Below are 20,500 nucleotides of genomic sequence, written 5' to 3' on the forward strand. Positions count from 1 at the left end.
CAGCGATGACGATCAATCGCCGACATGTGGTGATCGTGGGGCTTGCCGCTTTGGCGGTCCCGCATCAGGTTGGCGCCGAACCCGCTCCTGTGGTCCAGGTCTGGCGCGATCCGAATTGCGGCTGTTGTGGTGACTGGATCGCGCATATGCGCGAGCACGGCTTCACGGTCGAGGCGAATGTCGTGCGGTCGGTCGGAGCCATTCGGCGGATGCTCGGAACGCCGTCGGACCTGCTCTCGTGCCACGCTGCGCGGATCGGTGACTATGTGCTCGAAGGGCATGTACCGGCACTGGCGGTGAAACGGCTTCTTGCCGAGCGTCCTGGCTCCGTTCGGGGGCTCGCTGTGCCTGGCATGCCGATCGGGTCGCCTGGCATGGAGGTACCTGGCGAGCAGCCAGACACGTATGACGTCATCGCATTCGGCAGCCACCCTCACACGGTGTTTATGCGCTTTCGCGGTGGCGTCCCGCTGTAGGCGCGGTCTGCAATCTTTCGTCATGAACCGCTGACGCCCGAGACATCCGTAATGGCGACATTGGGGAGCACCAGAAGCCGAGGGAGACCCCGATGCGCCGTTCGATCGTCATGACCGGTCTGCTTGCTGCCGTTGTTGGCGGATGGGTTGGATACGCCTTGGCGCAGGGCATGCCCCCCGCCCATCGCATGCCAGGCGGCCAGATGATGCCGGGCATGCAGCACGGCTCGCCAGATGGCGTCGCTTCTCCCTCGACGACGGCCTATCGGGCGGCGATGGACAAGATGCATCGCGACATGGCGATCACCTATACCGGCGATGCGGACAAGGATTTCGCCGCCGGCATGATCCCGCACCATCAGGGCGCGATCGACATGGCGCGGATCGTTCTCGATCACGGCAAGGATGACGAGGTGCGCAAGCTCGCCCAGGACATCATCGCTGCGCAGGAGAAGGAGATCACCCAGATGCGCGCGATCCTCGCACGGCTCGGGCGAAGCTGAAGGCCGCCGGGACGGACCGTGCCCGTCCAGGAAGTGGAGGATGCCGCGATGATGCAAGGGATGATGCAGTCCGGCATGGGTTGGGGCATGGGCCTGTTCGGCGTGCTCCTTCTCGTGCTGGTTCTCCTCTCAATCGCAGCCTTGCTCAAGTATCTGTTCAGGCTCTGACCGGCAGGTGCCACGAGAGCCTGCGGCCGTGCGAGCGTCTGTGGCCCGCGCGTTGTCGAGAGTATTCGGTGCCGTGCGGTCTGCCCCGTGACACCGCCAACAAACAACGAGTGTGAGGAAGCCATGACGATCATGATCAGGCCTGTGATCCTAGCGGCAGCGGTCGCGGGGATGATGGCAGGTTCGGGCCTCACCGTTGCACAGACACCTGCCACGCCAGACCCCCACCATCCGGCAGGGACGCCTGGCGCAGCGCAAGCCGCATCGCCACCGGTTTCCGGTGCGGCCCAGCCAGGAGCGGGTGGCATGATGATGGGCGGCGACATGGGCCGGATGATGCAGATGATGCAGGGCCGCATGGCTGCATCGCCTGGACCTGTGGGGATGCAACACTATCGCAGGATCGAAGGTCGGCTGGCCTTCATCCGCGCAGAGCTTCGTATCACCGACGCCCAGGCAGCACCCTGGAACACGTTCGCGGATGCGGTGCGTAGCCAGACTGAACGGCTGGGGCAGGCCGCCATGCCGACGCAGGCCCCTGGCCAGCCTTCGGCCGCGCCGCCGACGGCGCTGCAGCAGATGGAGCGGCGGATCGCCGCGCTGTCGGAACAACTTGAAGCGATGCGCGCGGTCGCCGCTGCCGCCGGCCCTCTTTACGCCGCGCTCTCGGAGGAGCAGCGGCGCACGGCCGATGAGCTGATGATCGAACACGGTCGTGGGATGCGGATGGGCCGAATGTACTGACGAAGAGGCAACGTCTCACGGTGGAGGCATCGCCCATGTGGTGGCGGTCGCCCACCGGAATGGCTCTGACTGGCTTCGTCCTGGTTGCGGCGTTCAATCTCGTCAAGGAGCATGGCGGTCACGCGCTCGGCGCACTCCTCGACCGGATCCTCCTACGCTGCCCGCTGATCCACGGCACAGCCAATGGTGATGCGAGGTGACCTTCGCTGGTCCGCAAGCGTGGGTCAGTCACTGCGGCTCCAGCCATGTTGCCGACAATGACGAGCCGCGCGCTAATGCTGTGTTGGCTGCCGTTTCGGTCCGGACACAGATTGACGTAGGGCTTGACGCCACGGTGATCGCGCCCCTGGCAGAGGTTGCGGGATGAGCAAGAGCACCACCGGCGGCACGCACGGTCACCGCGGTCCGCATCACCAGGAAACAGAAACCTCGTCGGGACCAGTGAGCAACCCGGTGGGCGTGAGGATGGCGGATCCGGCAACGACCGCCCATCGCCGCGTCCATGACGCCCACGGAGGCCATGACAAGCACGAGGGCCACTCTCCCGCGATGTTCCGGGACCGTTTCTGGCTCTCGCTTGCGCTGACCTTTCCCGTGGTTGTCTGGGCCGGGCACATCCAGGATCTGCTCGGTTACCGCGCCCCGGTGTTTCCTGGATCGGCCTGGATCGGATCCGTGCTCGGCACTGCCGTCTTCGTCTGCGGCGGCCTGGTCTTCCTGCAGGGCGCGTGGCGGGAGCTGCAGTTCCGGCTGGCGGGGATGATGACGCTCATCTCACTCGCGATCACCGTCGCCTTCCTGTTCTCCTGGATCGTAGAACTCGGACTGATCACGGCGGATGCGCTGTGGTGGGAACTGGCCACGCTGGTGACGATCATGCTCCTCGGTCACTGGATCGAGATGCGGTCGATCGACCAGGCTCAGGGAGCATTGAAGGAGCTGGCCAAGCTTCTCCCCGACACTGCGACGCGCATCACTGAGACGGGTGAGGAGAAGGTCGCTGTCAGCGCACTGAAGAATGGCGACCTCGTTCTGGTGCGCCCTGGCGAAAGCGTCCCGGCAGATGGCCTGGTGCGCAAGGGGCAGAGTGACGTCAACGAAGCGATGATCACCGGCGAGTCCAGGCCGGTGAAGAAGCGCGAAGGCGACGAGGTGATCGCCGCCACGATCAACGGAGAAGGATCGCTCCGCGTTGAGGTTACCGGAACCGGGGACAAGACCAAGCTCTCGGGCATCATGCGGCTTGTGGCGGATGCGCAGAAGTCGAAGTCGAGAGCGCAGCACCTGGCGGACCGTGCGGCGCGGCTTCTGACGGTGGTGGCGATTGCCGCTGCCGCGGTCACCTTCGTCGCCTGGCAGTCGGTGGGCGCAGCAATCGACTTCTCCGTGGTTCGGACGGTGACGGTGCTGGTCATTGCGTGCCCCCATGCGCTTGGTCTGGCCGTGCCGCTGGTGGTGGCCATCTCCACGACGCTTGGCGCTCGCAACGGTCTTCTGGTGCGCGACCGGCGCGGACTGGAGGAAGCGCGCAACCTCGACACAGTGATCTTCGACAAGACGGGCACGTTGACGCTGGGTGATTTCCGGGTCGTGGCCATGGCAGTTGCAGAGGGTCTGTCCGAGGACGACGCACTTCGGATCGCAGCCGGGATCGAATCGGAATCCGAGCACCCGATCGCCCGAGGCATCGTGAAGACTGCCGAAGACAAGGGTATCGACATTCCCTCAGCCGATGGCTTTCGCGCACTCACCGGCAAGGGCGTGGCAGCGACCATTGAAGGTGCGGAATACCACATGGGCGGGCCGGCACTGCTGGGGGCGGAAGGCGTGCTCGTGCCGCCCGCGCTCGAGCAGGCGGCCAGTGCTGCGGCCGGCCGCGGGCAGGCCGCGATCTATCTCGTCCGCGCCGGCAAAGCGCTGGCCGTTTACGCGGTGGCCGACGCGATTCGCGAGGAGAGCCGCCAAGCCGTCGTTGCATTGCACGAACGGGGGATCCAGGTCGCCATGCTGACGGGCGACGCCCAGGCCGTGGCCGACGCGGTCGCGAAGGAACTTGGAATCGACGCGGTGTTCGCTGAGGTGCTTCCCGACGACAAGGCCGGCAAGGTCGGAGAGCTTCAGGCGCAGGGCAAGAAGGTTGCGATGGTCGGCGACGGCGTGAACGATGCTCCGGCGCTCGCCACAGCCGATATCGGGATCGCAATCGGCGCCGGAGCCGGTGTCGCCGTGGAGGCCGGGCACATCGTGCTCGTGAGGTCCGATCCCCGTGACATTCCTCGGATCATTGCCTTGAGCAGGGCTACATATCGCAAGATGGCTCAGAATCTTTGGTTGGCGGCAGGGTACAACATCGTCGCTATCCCCCTGGCTGCGGGTGTCCTCGCGCCTTGGGATATCCTGCTCACACCCGCCGTCGGCGCAGTGCTGATGTCGGCCAGCACGGTGATCGTGGCACTCAATGCGCAGCTGTTGAAGCGGGCCGAGCTTTGATCCAACTGGCAGTTTGCTACGCATGAATGTTGCCGGCGCAAATGTGGCAGCATTCTCAGGCAAAACACATCGGTCTAAGAACGAAAGGCGTCAGCCGATATCGTTGTGAGCACCACTGCGATGCTTAGCCGCGTGCGAACGTCACTTCCGCAATCTGTTCCTGACCCAGGTGTTGTCGCTTCTCGGTACCGGCTTCGCGAAGTGGCGCTCGGCCTGCTCGCCTACGAACTTGCCGGTGGTGGCGCTGGCGCGTGCTGCCCTCACCAATGCCCCCGACGACCTCGGGGGGAGCGTTGGCCGTACGACGCGCTGCTGGCGCATCTATCTCGCTAAGCCGCGGCTACGCGGGGCGCTGGCGCTCAACCTGTCCGTAGCCGCGGCGGGCGCAATGGTCATCGTGGACACCGTGGTGCTGGAGTGCGCGGGCTTCGGCCTCGCGAGAGTGAGGTGGACCGAACGGCGATGCTGACGGGCGCCGTGCTGCTGGGGGCAGGGCCGCTCCTGGCGCCACTGGTGCGGCTATCGCCAGCGGTGCTGCCGGTTCGGGCGCTGCTCGGTCTTGGAATTGGGCTCGTGCTGACGCCGAGCGGATGGCTGCCATGACGCTAGGCGCATGCTGGCGATCGGCCGGCCGCCGCCGCCGACGCGATGCTGCGCACCGCAGTCGCTGTCTGCGCAGACTGCCGGTACGTCGCCCTACTCAGCCGAATCATCAGTCGGACAACAATCACTGATCGGTGGCGCTGGCCGCCGGCGCCCTCTCGGCACTTCCTCCTTTGCAAACGCCGTCGGATGGTGGGTAGCCTACCTCACCAGATGGCAGATGAGCGACGGAAAGTCTGATGAGTTTTCTGTACAACTATCTCTCCCTTGGCCTGGTGCTGCTGGCCGTCCTGCTGCTGCTGGCCTGGCGCAGCCTCCGGCTGCGCGACTTTCGTGCGCTGACCATCGTCGTTGCGGCGATCGTGTTGTGGGTGCCGTTCGAAATGAGCCGGCCATTTGTCGGCCACGGTTATGTCACTGGCACCGAGGTACGGCGCGTGGAGCGGTCAACGTCGCCGCGCGAGACCGAGGATGTGGACTTCATCTACACGCGTGGCTGGGGCGGGGACCAGCAGTTCCGCAACGAGGATTCCTGGCTGTTCTTGAAGCGCAACTCTGATGACGTGTATGGCGTCGCGAAATCGATCGAGGGCAAGCCGGAGGAGGCGCGCACCTTCATCGCCACCGGGGTGCGCAGCTACCTGGCCTCATGGCATCCGAACCTGATCTCACTGAAGCCGACGCTGGCCTGGGTGGTGTTTGCCTCGCACTATCTGTTCTGGATCGCCGTATTCGGCGGACTGCTGATGACCTATTTGCGGGCCCGCCGACCGGTAGATTGAGGCGCGGGCTGCCACAACGAGGCCACGGCGCTCAGGTCACAACGGGTTGGAGGTTGCGCGGTGCCAGATCGGTCGCGTAATCTCGGTAGTATGTGCATAAACTACTCATTATCGACTGTCGCAAATAGCCCGTGTCCAATCACATAGACAAGGCTACGACTCGAGTTTGCTAACGTGTCGCCTTGTTCGGCTAGCTTCTCTGCCTCTCGTATGCTTAGCCTTGCTAGCTCCGCTTCTCCTCGCCCTTCTTGAATCTGTGCTAGCTGAATCCATCCTTCAGCAATTCCGTGTGGGGCTGCAACTGCAAATGCATGCTCTGCTTCAGTCAACTTTCCTTCCTCGCGCAGACGCATGCCCTTCTCTAGTGCGTCGAGCCCTACCATTAGAAAACTCCATCGTTGCGCTCAAGCTTACTCGTTATTGCGTGGAGGATATCTTCGTATAGCCTGCTGATGCGCGTTTGCCTGAACGCCATTTAGCGGACTGAACTGATGCCCGCCTGTTTCACGGAACAAACTACCTATTTCTCCGCTCGTCAGCTCCTGCAGGCACGGCGCGGGCGGATCGGCGAAGCGACCGAAACGCTGGCCGCCGCGGCGAGTCTCGCGCCGGACCAACCACGCTACGCCTACACTTACGCGCTCGCGCTGCATCGCCAGGATCGCGTGGACGAGGCGCTCGCCGTGCTCGCACGTCATCCACGTCATCGCGATAGCCTGATCGCGGCCGCCACCTTCGAGCGCGATCGCGGCAGGTTCGCGGAGGCGGAGCGGCATGCAAAGGCTGCGCTCGCCCTCGATCCCGCTGATCGCGAAGCTGCTGCGCTCCTGGTGGAGTTGGCGCGCCGCGCGCCCCGTTGAGATCTAATGTCGCCGTAACGGTCCATACCGTGTCCCGCTTTATCGCCTGTAGAGCTGGCATCGGAGCGCCGAGGTCGACATTCGAGAGCCGGCCGTTGGGTTTCACCACGCAAAGGCTCCAATGGGCTGCAAACGTGGCAGTCCCGCATGCAGGCGCTGCTCCAGCAGGCCGCAGAGCCTCACGCTCGATCAGCCTATCAAGGCCGATGACTACAAGGCGCGCGATGGCGCCCGCCTGGCTGAGTAGGATCATCGGTCGCATTCTGAGTCCTGCATCGATCGAGGCGCCAGACAGTCTGCTGCAGGATGCCCGGGCGGGCTGCTGCAGCATGCGATGCAGGAACGATTACTGTGGCCTCAGCACCACCTCCAGATCCGCACCTGCGGCGCTGATGAGCGCGCGCAACCGGATCATCGGGCGTGATGCCTTGCTGCACTACGATGAGGTCTGCGAGGGCGGAGCGGTTGGCGGGATCGAACGCGACCGCGATGGCCGCCTCCAAGACGCCGGCAGTCTTCAGTCGCTCCACGACCACCGAAAGCAGCACGGGCGCCTCCGGCGGGGGTGGTGGCTCGGCGTAGGGCTTTGGCGTGACGCCCGCAGCAACGAGCGCGTCCGACACGGTATTTGCCTTGACTGTCCCCGCCGGCGGCGGCGGCTGTCGCTGTGGACTGCGGCTGCAGAGACAGTGGCTGCGCGGCGCGAAGGGAGCTCGATTCCAGAGCGATGCACATGCGTTCGCTGCATGTCGCTGGAACGATCCGTTAATGTTTACCTGGCATACCTATGTCCGCAGGCGGCTGGATCGGCCGGTCGTCGCTGGGAATCAGGGGTTAATGCAGATGACGAGCAAGCGTATCCGCGTTCCGGGGCTGACGACTGACGCCGGCAAGGTTCGCCTTGGGGGCATCATCAATCCCCTGCCGCGTTCGGTGGCTGATGGCGGCCGGGTCCGTCTCGGCGGGATCGCGCCGATCGTCTGATGCCGTGCCTTCAACCCGCCACGTGCAGGCGCGTGTCGGGTTCAACTTCTCTTTCTTCGCGTGACCGTTGGGCGATCCCGCCCAAGCCCGCTTTGGTCCCCGACACGTCTCTCACGCTAACGCTAGCGTGAATACGACATTAGCCTTCTGCTAACTTCTTTGACGGCACGCTCACGTGTGTATCGGTCGAGGAGGGAAGCACATGCTGGACCTCATTCGAGATCCAGATGCGTTCCTGGCGCGTGCCACTGCGCGTGAGGCCTGGAACGACTGCAACCTGACGCGGGCGGCCCTCGGGTTGCCCAGTTCGGGGACCCAGCCGGAGACATCCGTGACGATCGTCGGGCAGTTGCTGTGCGCCAGTTCCTGGTGGAGCAAGGCAGAAGAGGCAGTCATGGAGCACTGCCCGGCCTGCCCGGCCAGGCACGATTGCGAGCTGCGTCCACGAAGGCATCGCTGACGCCACCCTCCGGCTCGCTTCCGAGTCCGGGGAGCAGGCGTGCACGATCGGATCACGAAGCGATCCCGACGCAGCCAACATAGCCATAGCCTTGCTCGCAATCCCGCTTCACTTCGTCGCCGCACGGAGCGACGTGTTGGGGGCGCAGGGGATGGAGAGATCGATGCGGACTGAACCGATGGAGAGTGCGGTGGCGAACCAGCAGCGGAGCCTCGAAGCGTTCCTGGGAGCGAAGGCCGAGTTCGATGCGCTGGTCACGGACCTCGAGGCGATGAGCGCGGACGATTTCGGCGCGGACCCGGACGCGGTGCTGCGGGGCCATGCCGCAAACGTGGCCGGCTGGACCCGGCGGCTGCGGGAGGTGACTGACGCCTACCACCGGCGGGGAGAGTTGGCGCCCGGCTGAGCCAGGCGCCCTCACGCCTCGCGTGCCGCCCCGGGAGCGGGGCTTGGGCTCGTAGGAGCCCGGTGGTCGGGCTCCGTGACGAGGAGCCCTGACGATGACGACCCTTTCCGACACCCACCTGCTTGTTCTGAGCGCTGCGGCTGCACGCGACGACCGGCTTGTTGCGAAGCACAAGCGCCTGCCAGGCGCATCGCTGCAGCGCGTGTGCGAGGCGCTGGCCAAGCGCGGACTGCTGGCGCTGGCAGAACTCGAAGGGCGCGATCCCAGCGTGCTGACCATCGAGACCCAGGATGGCTGGCGCGGCTTCGCGGTCACTGCGGCCGGGCTCGAGGCGATCGGCGTTGAGGACGTGGTGGACGAGCGGCCCCGTCACGAACGCTTGGGGGTGGACGCGGCGCTCATCGAGGGCCCTGAGAACGCCGAGCCTGCTCCAGCGGCGCCGACGGCGCTCGCGTTGAGTCACAGCGCGCCCCTTGGATGCGGTGGAACCGCTGGAAGCCGTAACGCGGCAGTCAGAGCCGGAGGCCCCTCAGCGGCCTTCTGTGGGGCGAGGTGGGGGTAGTATGCGGCAAGCTGCCGAAGCGGTGGTGGCGGCCTGGGAGGGCGGCAGCGACGTCACCCCTGCGATGGTGGCACTGAAGGCCGCGCTGGCCCCTGCACCCAAGGCTTCCCGGGGGCCTCGTATCGGGACCAAGAACGAGGCGGTGCTGGCGCTGCTACGGCGTGAGGACGGCGCGAGCGTCGCGCCGATCATCGAGGCCACGGGATGGGCGCCGCACACGGTGCGGGGCTACCTGGCGGGGCTGAAGAAGCGGGGGATCGGCGTGGAAGTGCTCAAGTGGGTGAAGCAGATCGGGCCGAACAAGCAGGGAGCAGAAACCGAATGAGGTCTGCGTCGCCGTTCGTTGCCTGATGAAGGAAGGCTAGCCCGTTCGGGCAGTCGGCGATGGCGGCGGGGGTGATCGCTGTCGATCGCGTGATGAGATCGTCTGGTGATGCCTCGCGCAGCACGCCATTGCGCAGATCGACGGTGCCGCCGGGCGTCGCGAGCAGCCAGGGATCGCGGTCCCAGGCCCCGCTGGTCACCGCCAACATGCGGTCAGCCTGCGCCAAGCGCTCGACGCAGGAAGCGAACGTGGAGCGGCCCGTGGTACGTTGGACCCTGTCGTCGTGCGCGGCGCCGCTGGCGCGGGCGAGGTCACGTGCCAGGCAGAGGCCGAGCAGGGTCTCATCCTTCTGCCAGATCGCCCCGGTCCATCGGAACCACTTGCCTGTGTGGTGGCAGAAGCGGAGCTCACTGGCGTGCTGCCGCGCGAAGGCCAGCGCCACGCTATCCTCGGTCACAAGGCCATCGCCAGCCTCGGCGGGGGCCTTCTCCTCCTTCGTGCAGATGTCTTCGACGCAGCGGGGGATGTCGGCACAGCGCTCCTGCCATCGTGCGTCACGGTCCGGCGGAAACACGTTCTCCATCGCATCGAGAAGGCGCTTCTCGGCCTCGTGCTTCGGTACGCCACGGGACGCATAGAGCTCAGCCAGTCGTACCGTTGCCTAATGGTAGCTCTCGCCGCGCGCCACCGCTGCGAGCAGTGCTGCCTCGTCGAGCGGGCCGGTTCCGGTGATTGCGTCACCAGCCTGCTTGGTCAACGGCTTGCCGATCACCGCTGCGTCGAGGTCGTCGCGCAGATCGATGGGCGTGCCGTCGACCAGCACGACCTGGTGGCTCGGATTCTCCGCGACGGACCCGAAGTAGTAGGCCTGCGACAGCGTCCAGCTCTCGGCAGCGAAGATGCCCCCGAACAGGCCGTTGAGCCGACTGACGAGGCGGCTCCGCTGAGCTGGCGGGAGCTCCCGCGATGTCGGGCACAGCACCCGCCAGCGGGGCTTCTCGGGTGCATGGCTCGGCGAGGGGTAGACGATCCCCAGCAGCCTGCAGCGTTGGAGATTCTCGACCGCCTGCGCGACGGGTATTGCCTCGCCGTCGTAGTCCGCCTCGATGCCGGTGATGGCCAGCACGTTGGCATCGTGGCGAAGGCTGCCCTTCTCGGTCCGCTCGTCCCCTCCCGCTTCGCCAGCCGCAGCAGCTTCTGGGCCGCTCGCTGCAGCACTCCGCCAGATCGGGGACCGGGTTGCCGGGCTCCGCGCGAAAGGCGCCAGGCCCTCCGAGCAGGATACGAAGCGGATCCTGATCACCCCTGCGATTGAGGCTCTCGGCGGGGACATTCTCGACATCGATGAGGTCCGCAACGAGTACCGTCACAACGCGGCCGACAACCCAGTCGACTATGCCCTTTTCCTGAACCGATCACCGGTGCTCTTCGTCGAGGCGAAGCCGCTCGGGCACGATCTGGATGACCGGAAGTGGATCGTCCAAACCATCAACTACGCCAGTGTCGCCGGCGTGGACTGGTGCGTGCTCACCAACGGCGCGGAGTGGCGCTTCTACAAGGTTCACGCGCAGGTCGAAGCTGATCGAAAGCTCTTCACCACAGTGCGCATCGATGACCCGGGTTCGCTGGACGAGGCGGCCCGCGTCCTCAGCCTGCTCAGCAGAGAGAACATGCGCGCTCGCGCGATCGATGAACTTTGGCAGGCCTGGCACGTCGACCGTGAGGTGCAATGGGCTTTGGAGCAGACGCTGCAGGATGACGCGTTCGCTGCGCTGATCCGCAAGCGCGTGCCGCAACTCGCGCTGGCCGACATCCGCAAGTCGCTGCGGCGCGCCAGCATCGCGGTCAGCTATCCGAACCTGTTCAAGGCCATCGGCAACACGGCGTCGGGCACGCTGCCAGTCGCACCAGGACCCGCCACGACGAAGAACAGCACACCGGTGCCGCTCGCAGGAGGGATCGATAGCGCGGACGCCTCCAAGGCGGACACGCAGGAGCGCCGCAAGCTTCAGTCGACCAAGGATCTCATCGAGCTCGGCCGCCTCAAGGTTGGGGAAACCCTGACGATCCGGGGCCGGGACAACTCAGCGGCCCGCGTGCTCGACGGTCGGCACGTGGAGTTCCAAGGGCAGCGCGTGACCTTCAATGAATGGGGCCAGCGCTTCACCGGCTGGCCCTCGATCCGCATCTACACCATGGCCTGCCTGCCCGATGGCCGGACGCTCGACGAGCTGCGCGATCGTGATTCGTGAGCAGCGTTCTTTGCCCGGCAGGGCAATGTGGTCAAAGCGCGCGGGCCGCTCATTTGCCCGGGGACTGCTTGCCGGCTCGCTGGGGCATCGCTGCGCGCAGGTGAGACGGCATCGAGCCCTACTTTGTGCGCGAAAATGGTCCTGAGCGGCTTTGAGGCACTTAGCAAGTCCGTCCTGCTGGGTGTCGTGGCAAAGCCATGGCGATGGTTGTTGCGACAGTGGCACGTGCGTGGTGCTGTCGCACACGCAGTCCGGACCACGTTTGGCGGCATTCCCTGCCCACGAAGCGCTCCTCCGTAAGTCCGCTGTCAGGGCAGCTCTTCGACATCAGGCAAACGAGATCGCACGAGCTGGTCCTGGCGCCGACAGGCCGCGGCTTGCGCAGGATTTAACGACGGCCTCGGCTCGCGGCCTTGATCCTGCCGAAGCCGAGGCTCTGGCACAGCGTCTCATCGACGTGGTTGCTGAGCGCATGCGCGGCGACCTGAGTGTCGTTGGCCAGGAGACTCTCCGGCGCGTTGAGAAGCCTGCAAGCTTGAACGATCCAACGCCGACAGTCGCGGAAGCGATCGTGCCGGTACGCGAGGCGGCCCAAGCGGACTTCAGCGAATTTCGTAATGCATCCCTCGCGTTCCGTGGCCCACAAGTTGCGCTACCGCTGCGCAAGGTTGAGGACAGAGAGGGCCGCGGACCCCTCGTCTCTCTCGAGGCAGCAGCTAATGACTTGTCAGGACTCTCAGTGCTCGAGGGTAGCCCCGGCAGCGGCAAGACCACCACGCTCTTGCAGCTTGGCGCAATTCTGTTCGACCAATACCCTGAAACTGCTGCCGTGGTTGCGAGTGCCCCAGAGTGGTCGGTGTCATCGCCGCGCGACGACCTACTCGCACATTGCGCCAGCAAAGCGGCTTTCGTCGAGCGGGGCGCGACCGTTCACCACCTGCGGTCGCTGGCCCGGGACGGGCGGTTGATCATCCTCTTGGACGGTTGGAACGAGGTCTCACCTGCTTCTAGCGAGGGATTGCGGATTGTCCTCGGGAAGCTGAGGCGCGAGTTCCCCGGCGTGCGGCTCATTGTGGCCAGTAGATAGGCAACGGGGCCAGCGGCGGCCGACGTTGTGCTGCGCGTCGAGCGTCTGACTGAACCACTGCGCGACGACATTATCGAGCTTGCTGTCCCGCGGAATGATCCACGCAGGGAAGCGCTTCAAAGGGATGCCGCACTCGACGAGATAACACGCACGCCCCTGTACCTCGCCGCGTTTCTCTCGGCGCCGGCAAATGCTGCCGCTCTGCGGGGAGAGCTATTGCAGCACCTGATCAGCAGCCACGAGCATCCGGCAGGCGAATTGCCTGCTCGGCCAAGTGTTGGTGCTTTTCGTGAAGGCTATCTCCAGGCCTTGGCGCTCGCCGCGGTAGAGGCGGGAAGCACCGTGCTGCAACAGGAGGATGCCCGCCGTGCGGTGTTTGGCGCAGCGCGAGTTCTGGTAGCCGAGGGCCAGATTGGAACCACGCCCGAGCCTGAAGACGTTTTGAACCTTCTCACCGCGCAACACCTCGCGCTTCCGCACAGACCGGCGGGAGCTACAGCTTTCCCCACCAAGAGTTAAGGGATTGGTATGCGTCGTTCGCCGTGGAGCGGCAAATCATGGCAGGTGCGGTCCTGCCGCTGTCGTCCGCCCTCGGAGAGATTGTCGATACACCGACTTACGAAGGTGCGCTCCAGTTCGCTGCTGAGCGTCTGTCGCGCGATGGCGGCCACGGAGCCGCCGCTGTGTCTAAGTTGATCGAGGGGACTCTCCGCATCGACTCGATGCTGGGCGCGGCGATCCTCCGCCGGTCGGATCCGGTCGTCTGGGAGGGTGCGAAGGAAGCAGTCTTGAAACTCGCGCACCGTTGGCATCGCGCCGACCAAGTCGATCGCGGGTTCGGCTTTATGCTGGCCACAGGCCGGGAGGAGTTTTGTGAAGAGGTTTGGCGCTTTGTGGGCAGTCCGGACCAGCCGATCCGCCTGAGCGCGCTCCGGGCTACTCCACAATTCGCGCTCTTTCCGGGCAACTTCGGCGGGAACCTCCTAGCCCGCGCGCGTGCCTTGCCACGCGATGCCTTGCAGGATCTGGTCGTCAGCCTTGTCATGGACGGCTCCTCGACCGCTCAGCAAGCGGCGGTCGAAATAGTCCAGGGTGCCGTTGGCGCCGAGTTGCGCTCTGAGGTAGCGCTGAGCCTCGCGTGGCGTCGATCGCGGCGGCTGCTCACGACGCTTGCTATTTCGTTCACCGACGCCGACTGGGACGCGTGCGCGCCACAGACTTGGTTCGCGCCCTCTGAATTACCGGAGGAACTCGGAGCGAAGCTGGTGCAGGCGAAGGTTCGCCTGAGCAAACGCGAATCGCGGCCCCTTAATCGAGTTGCCGAGCTACTGGACCTTGTTACGCGGGGGCAGATTGCGATGCGGTCCGTGCTGGATGAGATGGAGGCCACCACATTTGATCCAGCCGAAGATGGTGCCTTTAGTATTGTTCAGGCCGCAGCGCGCCTCGATCCGTGCGGCGTAGGTGAGGTGGTCAGGCGGCGCCTCGCTCGGGGTCTGTCCGTAGGACGATGGGCAGCGCCACTCGCTATCGGTCCTGCAACAAGAGCCGAGCGCGACGCACTCCTCGAACAGCTTGCTGCTGGCAAGCTGAGGTCTGCAGAGGAGCGACGTGTGGCGGCGAGCCTCCTTACCGACGAACAGGTCGCCGCACTGTTCGACCGTTTACTGGCGGCTTGGTCTGCTTGCGGCGTGCGTAACGAAGCCTGGCGCGCCCGAATCCACGCGATCGAGGATGCCATTAGTGCTTTGCCAGCGGCTGCTGCGGCGCGATTCTTGGCCAGCCGTGCGCCGTCGTCATGGGAGCATGCAGAACGGCTGGTGCGGCCTCTGAGCAGGATCTTTTCCCCCGAGAGCAGCGACGGACCCGACGCAGGCTCCATCTCCGAGGCCAACGCTGACGACGGCGCTATCGTGCTTGCCGTCGCCGAGCAGTGGGCCGCTTCTCTCACAGCCAGTGATGATTGGCGCGAACTCGACGGCGCACGGCTTGCCGGACTGATCGGCTCGCTTCGGCTTGCGGAAGGCGTAGACGTGATTGTCCGATTGCTCCAACACGATCTGGACTGGTGGCGCCGCGCGCGCGCGCAGTCGCGCGTTTCCGGCCAGCCTTTACACTCAGGCGGTCCCCCGCTTGGAGACTACCGCTTGGCGTTGGCTGCAATCGGGGGCGAGGCTGCGGCCTCAGCCGCGATGGTTCTCCTCGACGACCCCAATTTCTGCGTCGAAGCCGGCGAGGTGCTGCGGACTTGTGCCCGCGAGCGGCAGGTGGGGCGCTATCCATCAAGCTGGATTGACTTTGCCGCTGCAGCCGAACGGGAGCGTGAGCCTCAGGCAGTCATCGAGTCACCACACCCATACGCAGTAGCGATCCTAAAGCGCATTGCCGACATTGAATTGGAGCGCGGTGGCGAGAGGGCGGTCGCCACGGCAGTCGCCCTCGCGGCCGTTGTTGCCGGGCTCCCTTGTGGGGGCGGCGCAAGTGATGTGATGGCATTGCAGTCAATCCCCCAAGGGCGGGGTGGAAACTCCTACGCTCGGTTGAGGGGCTTTGCTTCGCTGACCATGCAAGGACATGTCTTGCCAGGTACGACGCTGGCAGCCCTGTGCGCGGAGGCCGCAAAGACCTGACAAGACGAGAATTGGGGCAACCGTGCGCATCGCTTCCATGTTGTTGATCAATGGCTGTCACTCCTGGCCTTTTTTGATGCTCCCCTCGAGGTACCGCCGCTGCTGTCGGATCTCAGTGGCCACGTCTCTCCCTGGATGCTTCGCCAAACGGTCGAGGCCCTGGGGCACAACCCGCAGGCGGCTGCGGCTGCCACTCTGGTTGCCCTCGCGGAGGTGCTGCCTGAGCTAGCCACTGGCGACGACGGCTGGCTAAGGGCATTGGCCATGCACTGGCGGGATCTGCCTGCTGCCGCCGCGCTCCTGCGTGCGGTCACGGGGCCCGCTGACATCCGAGATGCGTGGCTGTGGCGAGGAGAGAGCGATCCCGTCTTGGCCGCGGTAGTAGGTGCGATAGCTGCCCACGGCACATTGAGGGAACAGATTCTGTCCCTGATGCGAGAAGGCAACGACAAAGCCGTCCGTGTCTTGTGTGCCGTGGCAGCCATCCAGCGAGACGACGAGCGCTTGTGGGCTGGGGTGCTGGATGCTCTCCCACACGGCGACGTCACCAAGCTACAGTTCCATTTCCTACAGTTCGCCGAGGCTCACTGCACGGACCACAGGCCTGTGTCATGGTCACGCAACGCCTACGATGTAGTACCGAGGCCGGCGGCGGCGCTGCGGAGGCGTCTCTTCGCGAAGGCTTGTAAATCTGCGGACCCTGCACGCAGCGCCGCTGCATTACTGCTTAAGCATATCGATTCTCTCCGCGATGAGCACGGCACGCCTGAGTCCGGAGAAAAGCGCCACCCTGATCTATCGCTCGGCGTGGCTTGGCCCTTCGAGGCGGAGCCCAATCAGCATCAGGCCGCACGGTCTGGATGTTCCCTTTGCTCCACGGATGTCGTTTGCCTTTTGTGCGTGCCCCCCGACTAACCTATGCGAACTCTGCCCCGATTTCGCCACGCAATATTTAGGTCCCTCGTTCCCGATCCGCATCGGCCAGTCGCGACACGCGAGCCGCGGAACACCTGCGCCTCAGAGTGCGACCACTCGCGAGCGACGGAGTTTGCTGTGGGTTGCGGTGGCGTGCGGACGTACTGATCCTCGCAAACTTGATACAAATTTTGCTGCTACCTTTGGTATGAATCGAGCCAGAGGTTACTCCCGCAGTGCGGGCAGGAGTGCGGTGTATCATGCTTGCTCCCCATTTCACGCGGTGGTCTGCTTTTCTCTACGTTGCGGTGATCGTGGTGCCGGCACTGCTCTTTATTGTGGCTCTCGTGGAGTTCCAGAGAGCAAGCGCGCGGTTGGCGGACGAGCGTACAGAGCGTACGGCTGCACTGATGCACGAGTACATCGCAAAGCAATTCGAGACTCATGATCTGATTTTAGATCGCGTCAGCGACAGGATTGCCGGGCTCAGCGACGAGGAGATAGCAGTCCCGGATATTCATTCACTGCTTGCCAGACTATCGGGGCAGTTTGAGCAGGTCGTTTCTATTTGGATCGCGGATCGCGAGGGCCGCGTTATCGCAGGCAGTCACGCCTTCCCACAAGGCTCTACGCTGACGAGACACGCTTTTTGGCGAGCGCTGCGGGATGGCCACTCAGGGACTTTTATCGGTGAGCCGTTCGTGGGTGTTGCCACAGGCCTTGCGTCGATCGCGCTTGCGCGCCGCAGACCGTCGGCGGACCGGGCGTTTCTCGGAACGCTGCACGTCGCGATGAGCCCCGATTACCTCGCTGGAGTGTTTGCCTCCCTCGCTCCTGTGGAGCAGCACGACGCTGTACTATGGCGAAGTGACGGCTTGGTCCTCGTGCGCCATAGGACGATGTCGGAAGCTGCGCCTGCTCGCTTTGTCGCGCACCGTGACGTTCACAACTATCCGCTACGCGTGAGCTTTTCGGTGCCAGACGCAGGAGTTAGGGCGCAGGCCCTCGGAGTGGCTGCGCCCTTTCTCGCGGCTGCTCTGGCGGGCATTGGGGCGCTCATCGTTGCCTCAACACTTGCGATCGGGGAGGGACGGCAGCGGCAGCAGGCGCTGGCGCGGTTGCATGCCGAATCGGCAGGGCGGCTGGAGGCGCTGATGCGGACCACGGGCGGCGTAGCGCACGACTTCAATAACCTTCTGACGACGATAATCATGAGTCTCGACTTGCTCGAGTCCCCGGGCTCGAGCGGGCGGGGCCACGACGACCACATCGGCGCCGCGCGCAAGGCCGCTGAGACCGGTGCGAGCCTCACGGCGAGTCTGCTTGCCTATTCGCGCGGCCGGGAACTCGCCGCGGTGCCACTCGATGTGGGAGCGCTTGTCCAGGACATGCTCCCGATGATTCGGAACGCCGTGGGCCGGACAATCGACGTCGCGTTCGCAAGTAGCGCGCCCGGAATTGCCTGTGTCGCCGATCCGACACAGCTACGCTCAGCACTCCTTAATGTCGTATTGAACGCCAGCGATGCCATGGCGCAGGGCGGCACGATCGAGATCGCAATTTCGTATGCCTTGTTGGGCAAGACGCAGCTCCTTGGCAACCCCGATGCGGCACCAGGCAACTTCGTCCGGATCTCGGTCAGCGATACCGGGGAGGGCATACCGCCGGAGATCATCGACCGCGTTTTCGATCCATACTTCACCACAAAAGGGCCGGGGAAAGGCACTGGCTTGGGCCTGGCGCAGGTGTTCGGCTTTGTCCGCCAGTCCTTCGGTCATGTGGAGATTGATAGCACGCTCGGCGCCGGCACCCGCATCAGCCTCTACCTGCCCGAGGTGACGCGAGATCAGAGCGCGGCTACACCCGCGGGAACATCGGCTCAAGCGCCCATCCAGCCAGCAGCCGAACCCACGGCGCGACCGACCGAAATCGTGGCCACAGCTGTCGGCTTGCCTTCCAATGGTGCTGCGAGGCCTTCCGGCGCCCGGATCCTCGCGATCGACGACAACGACGCAGTCCGCGCACTCGAAGCGGCGATCCTCGGGAATGCCGGCTACGAGGTGCTAACGGCCGAAAGCGGCGACGACGCGATTGCCCTTCTTCAGACCGGAGAGCGGTTCGACCTTGTTCTCTCTGACGTTGTGATGCCGGGGGACAATGACGGGTACGATGTGGCCAGGCTGGTCGCGCGGATGCATCCATCGGTGCCTGTCCTTCTCGTGTCGGGATACGCCCCGCCCAGCGGACGAGGTGACGTCCCAGTCGCAGGCTTTATTGGCAAGCCATTCTCCCGGGGTGACCTCCTCGCGGCAATTGCCTCTGCGCTGGCAGGCGCGCCGGCGAGCGGCCAGCCGGCCGAGCGGGCATAAGGCGGGGATTCTCCGTTGAGTACTTGCAATGCATTGCCGCCGCGCCTCGCACTAGCCGATGCTGCTGGCGCATCTCCCTATTCAACATGGCTTCTTTGGTCGACAAGACCGGCGAAGTGGCTATCGACGAGCGATAAGCGGGATTAGGACCGCCGTCGGGCCTGGTTGCTCTTGCCTACCCATCTTTCTATGCAAACTCGTCCCCCTTTTCGCCACGCAGAGTGTAAGTTTTCTGCGGGTTTCCGGCTGGCGGGTGAATCGTGCAAGTAGCCAGGTTCGGAGAGAAAGGGGCAGGAGAGAGCGATTTTCCGGCCTCGTTGCGACCCCACATCGGCCAGTCGCGGCGCAAAGTCCGCGAAAGCCTGCGCCTCAGGGCGCAGCCCGATAGCAACGAGAGAGTTTGCTGGGGGATGCGGTGGCGTAGGGAAAGGAACCGGGGGCGGAAAGTCTCGGATATGTACGAGTGAGGCCTGCAGGCTGCCTTTCTCTGACCGAGCAGGATGCGAATATGACCAGCATTCCCGCTTCAGTCGGGAACCATCGGCGACGTTCGAATCTGTCCTTTGGGTCAACGTCCTGCGGGCAGTGAGCGCGCTGCGTGGGTCCCACTGTTTGATCTACGACAATGCCCGTGGCTGTGAGGTGGAACGAAACTAAAAAATAATGTCATTGGCTGGAGGACAACCATGGCTCGCCGGCACGTTGTTCTGTGCGCTCCAATGCGCACGGCCATCGGCACCTTTTCGGGCACCTTGAAAGATACGACGGCAACGGAACTTGGTGCCGTTGCCATCCGGGCCGCGGTCGTGCGCGCGGGCCTCGATCCGGCAAAGGTCGATGGCGTGGTGATGGGCAACGTCATCCAGGCCGGCAACCGCATGAACCCCGCCCGCCAGGCCGCGATCGGCGCCGGCCTCCCCGTGTCCGCGCCGGCGCTGACCGTCAACCGCGTGTGCGGCTCGGGCGCTCAGGCGATTGCCTCGGCTGCACAGGAGATTCGCCTCGGCGAGGCCGAGGTGATGATCGCCGGCGGCATGGAGAACATGGACCGCGCGCCCTACCTGCTGCCCAATGGTCGCTGGGGCATGCGCATGGGCGACGGCCAGGTGCTCGATAGCATGCTGCTGGACGGGCTGAACGACGCCTTCTCCGGTGAGCATTCCGGCTGGCACACCGAGGACCTGGTCACGAAGCTGCAGATCTCTCGGGCTGACCAGGATGCCTGGGCGCTGCGCTCGCAGACCCGCTTCTCGGCGGCACAGGCTGCCGGGCTGTTCGAGCCCGAGATCGCCCCGGTGCAGATCCAGAGCCGCAAGGGGCCGACCGCCTTTTCGAAGGACGAGCACAACCGCCCCGAAACGACGGCCGAGACGCTGGCGAAGCTCCGCCCGGCCTTCCGCAACGATGGCACGATCACCGCCGGCAACGCGCCTGGCCTGAACAGCGGCGCCGCCGCCATGGTCGTGGCCGAGCGCGGCGCCGCGGAACGACTGGGCCTCAAACCAGTCGCGTGGCTCGTCTCGGCTGGCGTTGGCGCGGTGGAGCCGGGCATGTTCGGCCTTGGTCCTGTCCCGGCTGTTCAGCGCGCGCTGGCGCGGGCTGGCTGGAACGCCGCCGACATCGAGCGCGCCGAGATCAACGAGGCCTTCGCCGCCATTGCCATCGCCGTGATGCGCGAGACGGGCCTGCGCGAGGAGGCCGTGAACCCCGAGGGCGGCGCCATCGCCCATGGCCACCCGATCGGCGCAAGCGGTGCCGTGCTGGCCACACGCCTGCTGCACGGCATGGCGCGGGCGGGGCAGACGCGCGGCCTTGTCACGCTTTGCATCGGCGGCGGCCAGGGCATCGCGCTCTGCCTCGAACGGCTCTGACTGGCGGGAGGAA

Annotated in this window: 23 protein-coding genes; 19 read left to right on the top strand and 4 right to left on the bottom strand. The window is 65.0% G+C overall.

Going from position 1 to position 20,500, the window contains the following annotated elements; all coding sequences use genetic code 11:
- Positions 1-5: 5 nt before the first annotated feature.
- From FIF60_RS16145 to FIF60_RS16175, 7 genes are all read left to right on the top strand, one after another.
- Complete coding sequence (locus FIF60_RS16145) at positions 6-476, top strand: DUF411 domain-containing protein (protein WP_144187139.1); 471 nt, start codon at positions 6-8, stop codon at positions 474-476.
- Between the two features lie 92 nt (positions 477-568).
- Complete coding sequence (gene copM / locus FIF60_RS16150; RefSeq protein WP_239451669.1) at positions 569-979, top strand: CopM family metallochaperone; 411 nt, start codon at positions 569-571, stop codon at positions 977-979.
- A gap of 18 nt (positions 980-997) precedes the next feature.
- A complete protein-coding gene (locus FIF60_RS21695) occupies positions 998-1,147 on the top strand; it encodes a hypothetical protein (RefSeq protein WP_158639259.1) in 150 nt (49 codons plus the stop codon).
- A 306-nt stretch (positions 1,148-1,453) separates the two neighbouring features.
- Positions 1,454-1,891 (top strand): Spy/CpxP family protein refolding chaperone, encoded by a 438-nt coding sequence (locus FIF60_RS16155; RefSeq protein WP_158639260.1) that lies wholly within the window; start codon positions 1,454-1,456, stop codon positions 1,889-1,891.
- Between the two features lie 59 nt (positions 1,892-1,950).
- Positions 1,951-2,091, top strand: a complete 141-nt coding sequence (locus tag FIF60_RS22410) for a DUF2933 domain-containing protein (RefSeq protein ID WP_158639261.1) — start codon at positions 1,951-1,953, stop codon at positions 2,089-2,091.
- A gap of 163 nt (positions 2,092-2,254) precedes the next feature.
- Positions 2,255-4,381: a copper-translocating P-type ATPase gene (locus FIF60_RS16165; RefSeq protein WP_204251218.1), complete on the top strand. Its 2,127-nt coding sequence runs from the start codon at positions 2,255-2,257 to the stop codon at positions 4,379-4,381.
- A gap of 842 nt (positions 4,382-5,223) precedes the next feature.
- Positions 5,224-5,766: a DUF1523 family protein gene (locus tag FIF60_RS16175; RefSeq protein ID WP_144187148.1), complete on the top strand. Its 543-nt coding sequence runs from the start codon at positions 5,224-5,226 to the stop codon at positions 5,764-5,766.
- A gap of 101 nt (positions 5,767-5,867) precedes the next feature.
- Here FIF60_RS16175 and FIF60_RS16180 read toward each other — a convergent pair whose 3' ends face one another.
- Positions 5,868-6,149 carry a hypothetical protein gene (locus tag FIF60_RS16180; protein WP_144187150.1) on the bottom strand — a complete coding sequence of 94 codons (282 nt, stop codon included), beginning with the start codon at positions 6,147-6,149 and terminating at the stop codon, positions 5,868-5,870.
- 108 nt (positions 6,150-6,257) lie between these two features.
- On the opposite strand from FIF60_RS16180, the gene FIF60_RS16185 reads away from it, so the two are divergent.
- The 6 genes from FIF60_RS16185 to FIF60_RS16205 all read left to right on the top strand — a co-directional run bounded on the left by FIF60_RS16185 (position 6,258) and on the right by FIF60_RS16205 (position 9,363).
- Positions 6,258-6,626 (top strand): tetratricopeptide repeat protein, encoded by a 369-nt coding sequence (locus FIF60_RS16185; RefSeq protein WP_144187152.1) that lies wholly within the window; start codon positions 6,258-6,260, stop codon positions 6,624-6,626.
- 768 nt (positions 6,627-7,394) lie between these two features.
- Positions 7,395-7,610: a hypothetical protein gene (locus FIF60_RS21700; protein WP_158639262.1), complete on the top strand. Its 216-nt coding sequence runs from the start codon at positions 7,395-7,397 to the stop codon at positions 7,608-7,610.
- Positions 7,611-7,812: 202 nt separating this feature from the next.
- Positions 7,813-8,070, top strand: coding sequence for a hypothetical protein (locus tag FIF60_RS16190; protein WP_144187154.1), 258 nt, complete (start codon positions 7,813-7,815; stop codon positions 8,068-8,070).
- Positions 8,071-8,233: 163 nt separating this feature from the next.
- The gene (locus tag FIF60_RS16195) at positions 8,234-8,476 is read left to right on the top strand and encodes a hypothetical protein (RefSeq protein WP_239451670.1); all 243 of its coding nucleotides are present in this window, start codon (positions 8,234-8,236) and stop codon (positions 8,474-8,476) included.
- A gap of 94 nt (positions 8,477-8,570) precedes the next feature.
- Entirely contained in the window at positions 8,571-9,038 is a 468-nt protein-coding gene (locus tag FIF60_RS16200; RefSeq protein WP_144187156.1) for a hypothetical protein, read from the top strand.
- 1 nt (position 9,039) lies between these two features.
- On the top strand, positions 9,040-9,363 hold the full coding sequence (locus FIF60_RS16205; RefSeq protein ID WP_144187158.1) for a DUF3489 domain-containing protein: 324 nt from the start codon (positions 9,040-9,042) through the stop codon (positions 9,361-9,363).
- On the opposite strand, the gene FIF60_RS16210 is transcribed toward FIF60_RS16205, so the two are convergent.
- Positions 9,311-9,946, bottom strand: a complete 636-nt coding sequence (locus FIF60_RS16210) for a hypothetical protein (protein WP_144187160.1) — start codon at positions 9,944-9,946, stop codon at positions 9,311-9,313. The genes FIF60_RS16205 and FIF60_RS16210 overlap by 53 nt on opposite strands.
- 78 nt (positions 9,947-10,024) lie before the next feature.
- The gene (locus FIF60_RS16215; protein ID WP_144187162.1) at positions 10,025-10,489 is read right to left on the bottom strand and encodes a hypothetical protein; all 465 of its coding nucleotides are present in this window, start codon (positions 10,487-10,489) and stop codon (positions 10,025-10,027) included.
- Between FIF60_RS16215 and FIF60_RS16220 the strand changes: the two genes are divergently transcribed.
- Positions 10,479-11,615 (top strand): type I restriction endonuclease, encoded by a 1,137-nt coding sequence (locus FIF60_RS16220; RefSeq protein WP_158639263.1) that lies wholly within the window; start codon positions 10,479-10,481, stop codon positions 11,613-11,615. The two genes, FIF60_RS16215 and FIF60_RS16220, sit on opposite strands and share 11 nt — an antisense overlap.
- 472 nt (positions 11,616-12,087) lie before the next feature.
- Positions 12,088-12,702 carry an ATP-binding protein gene (locus FIF60_RS16225; RefSeq protein ID WP_144187166.1) on the top strand — a complete coding sequence of 205 codons (615 nt, stop codon included), beginning with the start codon at positions 12,088-12,090 and terminating at the stop codon, positions 12,700-12,702.
- A 213-nt stretch (positions 12,703-12,915) separates the two neighbouring features.
- On the opposite strand, the gene FIF60_RS16230 is transcribed toward FIF60_RS16225, so the two are convergent.
- Entirely contained in the window at positions 12,916-13,167 is a 252-nt protein-coding gene (locus FIF60_RS16230; RefSeq protein WP_144187168.1) for a hypothetical protein, read from the bottom strand.
- Positions 13,168-13,259: 92 nt separating this feature from the next.
- On the opposite strand from FIF60_RS16230, the gene FIF60_RS16235 reads away from it, so the two are divergent.
- From FIF60_RS16235 to FIF60_RS16245, 4 genes are all read left to right on the top strand, one after another.
- Positions 13,260-15,332, top strand: coding sequence for a hypothetical protein (locus FIF60_RS16235; protein WP_144187170.1), 2,073 nt, complete (start codon positions 13,260-13,262; stop codon positions 15,330-15,332).
- A 432-nt stretch (positions 15,333-15,764) separates the two neighbouring features.
- Positions 15,765-16,247: a hypothetical protein gene (locus FIF60_RS22415; protein WP_408869875.1), complete on the top strand. Its 483-nt coding sequence runs from the start codon at positions 15,765-15,767 to the stop codon at positions 16,245-16,247.
- Between the two features lie 260 nt (positions 16,248-16,507).
- Positions 16,508-18,616: an ATP-binding protein gene (locus FIF60_RS16240; RefSeq protein WP_144187172.1), complete on the top strand. Its 2,109-nt coding sequence runs from the start codon at positions 16,508-16,510 to the stop codon at positions 18,614-18,616.
- 686 nt (positions 18,617-19,302) lie between these two features.
- Complete coding sequence (locus tag FIF60_RS16245) at positions 19,303-20,487, top strand: thiolase family protein (RefSeq protein WP_144187174.1); 1,185 nt, start codon at positions 19,303-19,305, stop codon at positions 20,485-20,487.
- Positions 20,488-20,500: the final 13 nt, after the last annotated feature.

The sequence above is a fragment of the Elioraea rosea genome (genome assembly GCF_007644105.1).
Classification (GTDB): domain Bacteria; phylum Pseudomonadota; class Alphaproteobacteria; order Acetobacterales; family Acetobacteraceae; genus Elioraea_A; species Elioraea_A rosea.

Bases quoted from the DNA above. Each gene is read 5' to 3' on its own strand.
- FIF60_RS16245 (WP_144187174.1), top strand. From the start codon at position 19,303: ATGGCTCGCCGGCACGTTGTTCTGTGCGCTCCAATGCGCACGGCCATC.
- FIF60_RS22410 (WP_158639261.1), top strand. From the start codon at position 1,951: ATGGCTCTGACTGGCTTCGTCCTGGTTGCGGCGTTCAATCTCGTCAAG.
- FIF60_RS16220 (WP_158639263.1), top strand. From the start codon at position 10,479: ATGGCCAGCACGTTGGCATCGTGGCGAAGGCTGCCCTTCTCGGTCCGC.
- FIF60_RS16155 (WP_158639260.1), top strand. From the start codon at position 1,454: ATGATGATGGGCGGCGACATGGGCCGGATGATGCAGATGATGCAGGGC.
- FIF60_RS16210 (WP_144187160.1), bottom strand. From the start codon at position 9,946: ATGGAGAACGTGTTTCCGCCGGACCGTGACGCACGATGGCAGGAGCGC.
- copM (WP_239451669.1), top strand. From the start codon at position 569: ATGCGCCGTTCGATCGTCATGACCGGTCTGCTTGCTGCCGTTGTTGGC.
- FIF60_RS21700 (WP_158639262.1), top strand. From the start codon at position 7,395: ATGTTTACCTGGCATACCTATGTCCGCAGGCGGCTGGATCGGCCGGTC.
- FIF60_RS16240 (WP_144187172.1), top strand. From the start codon at position 16,508: ATGCTTGCTCCCCATTTCACGCGGTGGTCTGCTTTTCTCTACGTTGCG.
- FIF60_RS22415 (WP_408869875.1), top strand. From the start codon at position 15,765: ATGCGAGAAGGCAACGACAAAGCCGTCCGTGTCTTGTGTGCCGTGGCA.
- FIF60_RS16185 (WP_144187152.1), top strand. From the start codon at position 6,258: ATGCCCGCCTGTTTCACGGAACAAACTACCTATTTCTCCGCTCGTCAG.
- FIF60_RS16195 (WP_239451670.1), top strand. From the start codon at position 8,234: ATGCGGACTGAACCGATGGAGAGTGCGGTGGCGAACCAGCAGCGGAGC.
- FIF60_RS16165 (WP_204251218.1), top strand. From the start codon at position 2,255: ATGAGCAAGAGCACCACCGGCGGCACGCACGGTCACCGCGGTCCGCAT.
- FIF60_RS16190 (WP_144187154.1), top strand. From the start codon at position 7,813: ATGCTGGACCTCATTCGAGATCCAGATGCGTTCCTGGCGCGTGCCACT.
- FIF60_RS16145 (WP_144187139.1), top strand. From the start codon at position 6: ATGACGATCAATCGCCGACATGTGGTGATCGTGGGGCTTGCCGCTTTG.
- FIF60_RS16225 (WP_144187166.1), top strand. From the start codon at position 12,088: ATGCGCGGCGACCTGAGTGTCGTTGGCCAGGAGACTCTCCGGCGCGTT.
- FIF60_RS16200 (WP_144187156.1), top strand. From the start codon at position 8,571: ATGACGACCCTTTCCGACACCCACCTGCTTGTTCTGAGCGCTGCGGCT.
- FIF60_RS16180 (WP_144187150.1), bottom strand. From the start codon at position 6,149: ATGGTAGGGCTCGACGCACTAGAGAAGGGCATGCGTCTGCGCGAGGAA.
- FIF60_RS16175 (WP_144187148.1), top strand. From the start codon at position 5,224: ATGAGTTTTCTGTACAACTATCTCTCCCTTGGCCTGGTGCTGCTGGCC.
- FIF60_RS16235 (WP_144187170.1), top strand. From the start codon at position 13,260: ATGGCAGGTGCGGTCCTGCCGCTGTCGTCCGCCCTCGGAGAGATTGTC.
- FIF60_RS16205 (WP_144187158.1), top strand. From the start codon at position 9,040: ATGCGGCAAGCTGCCGAAGCGGTGGTGGCGGCCTGGGAGGGCGGCAGC.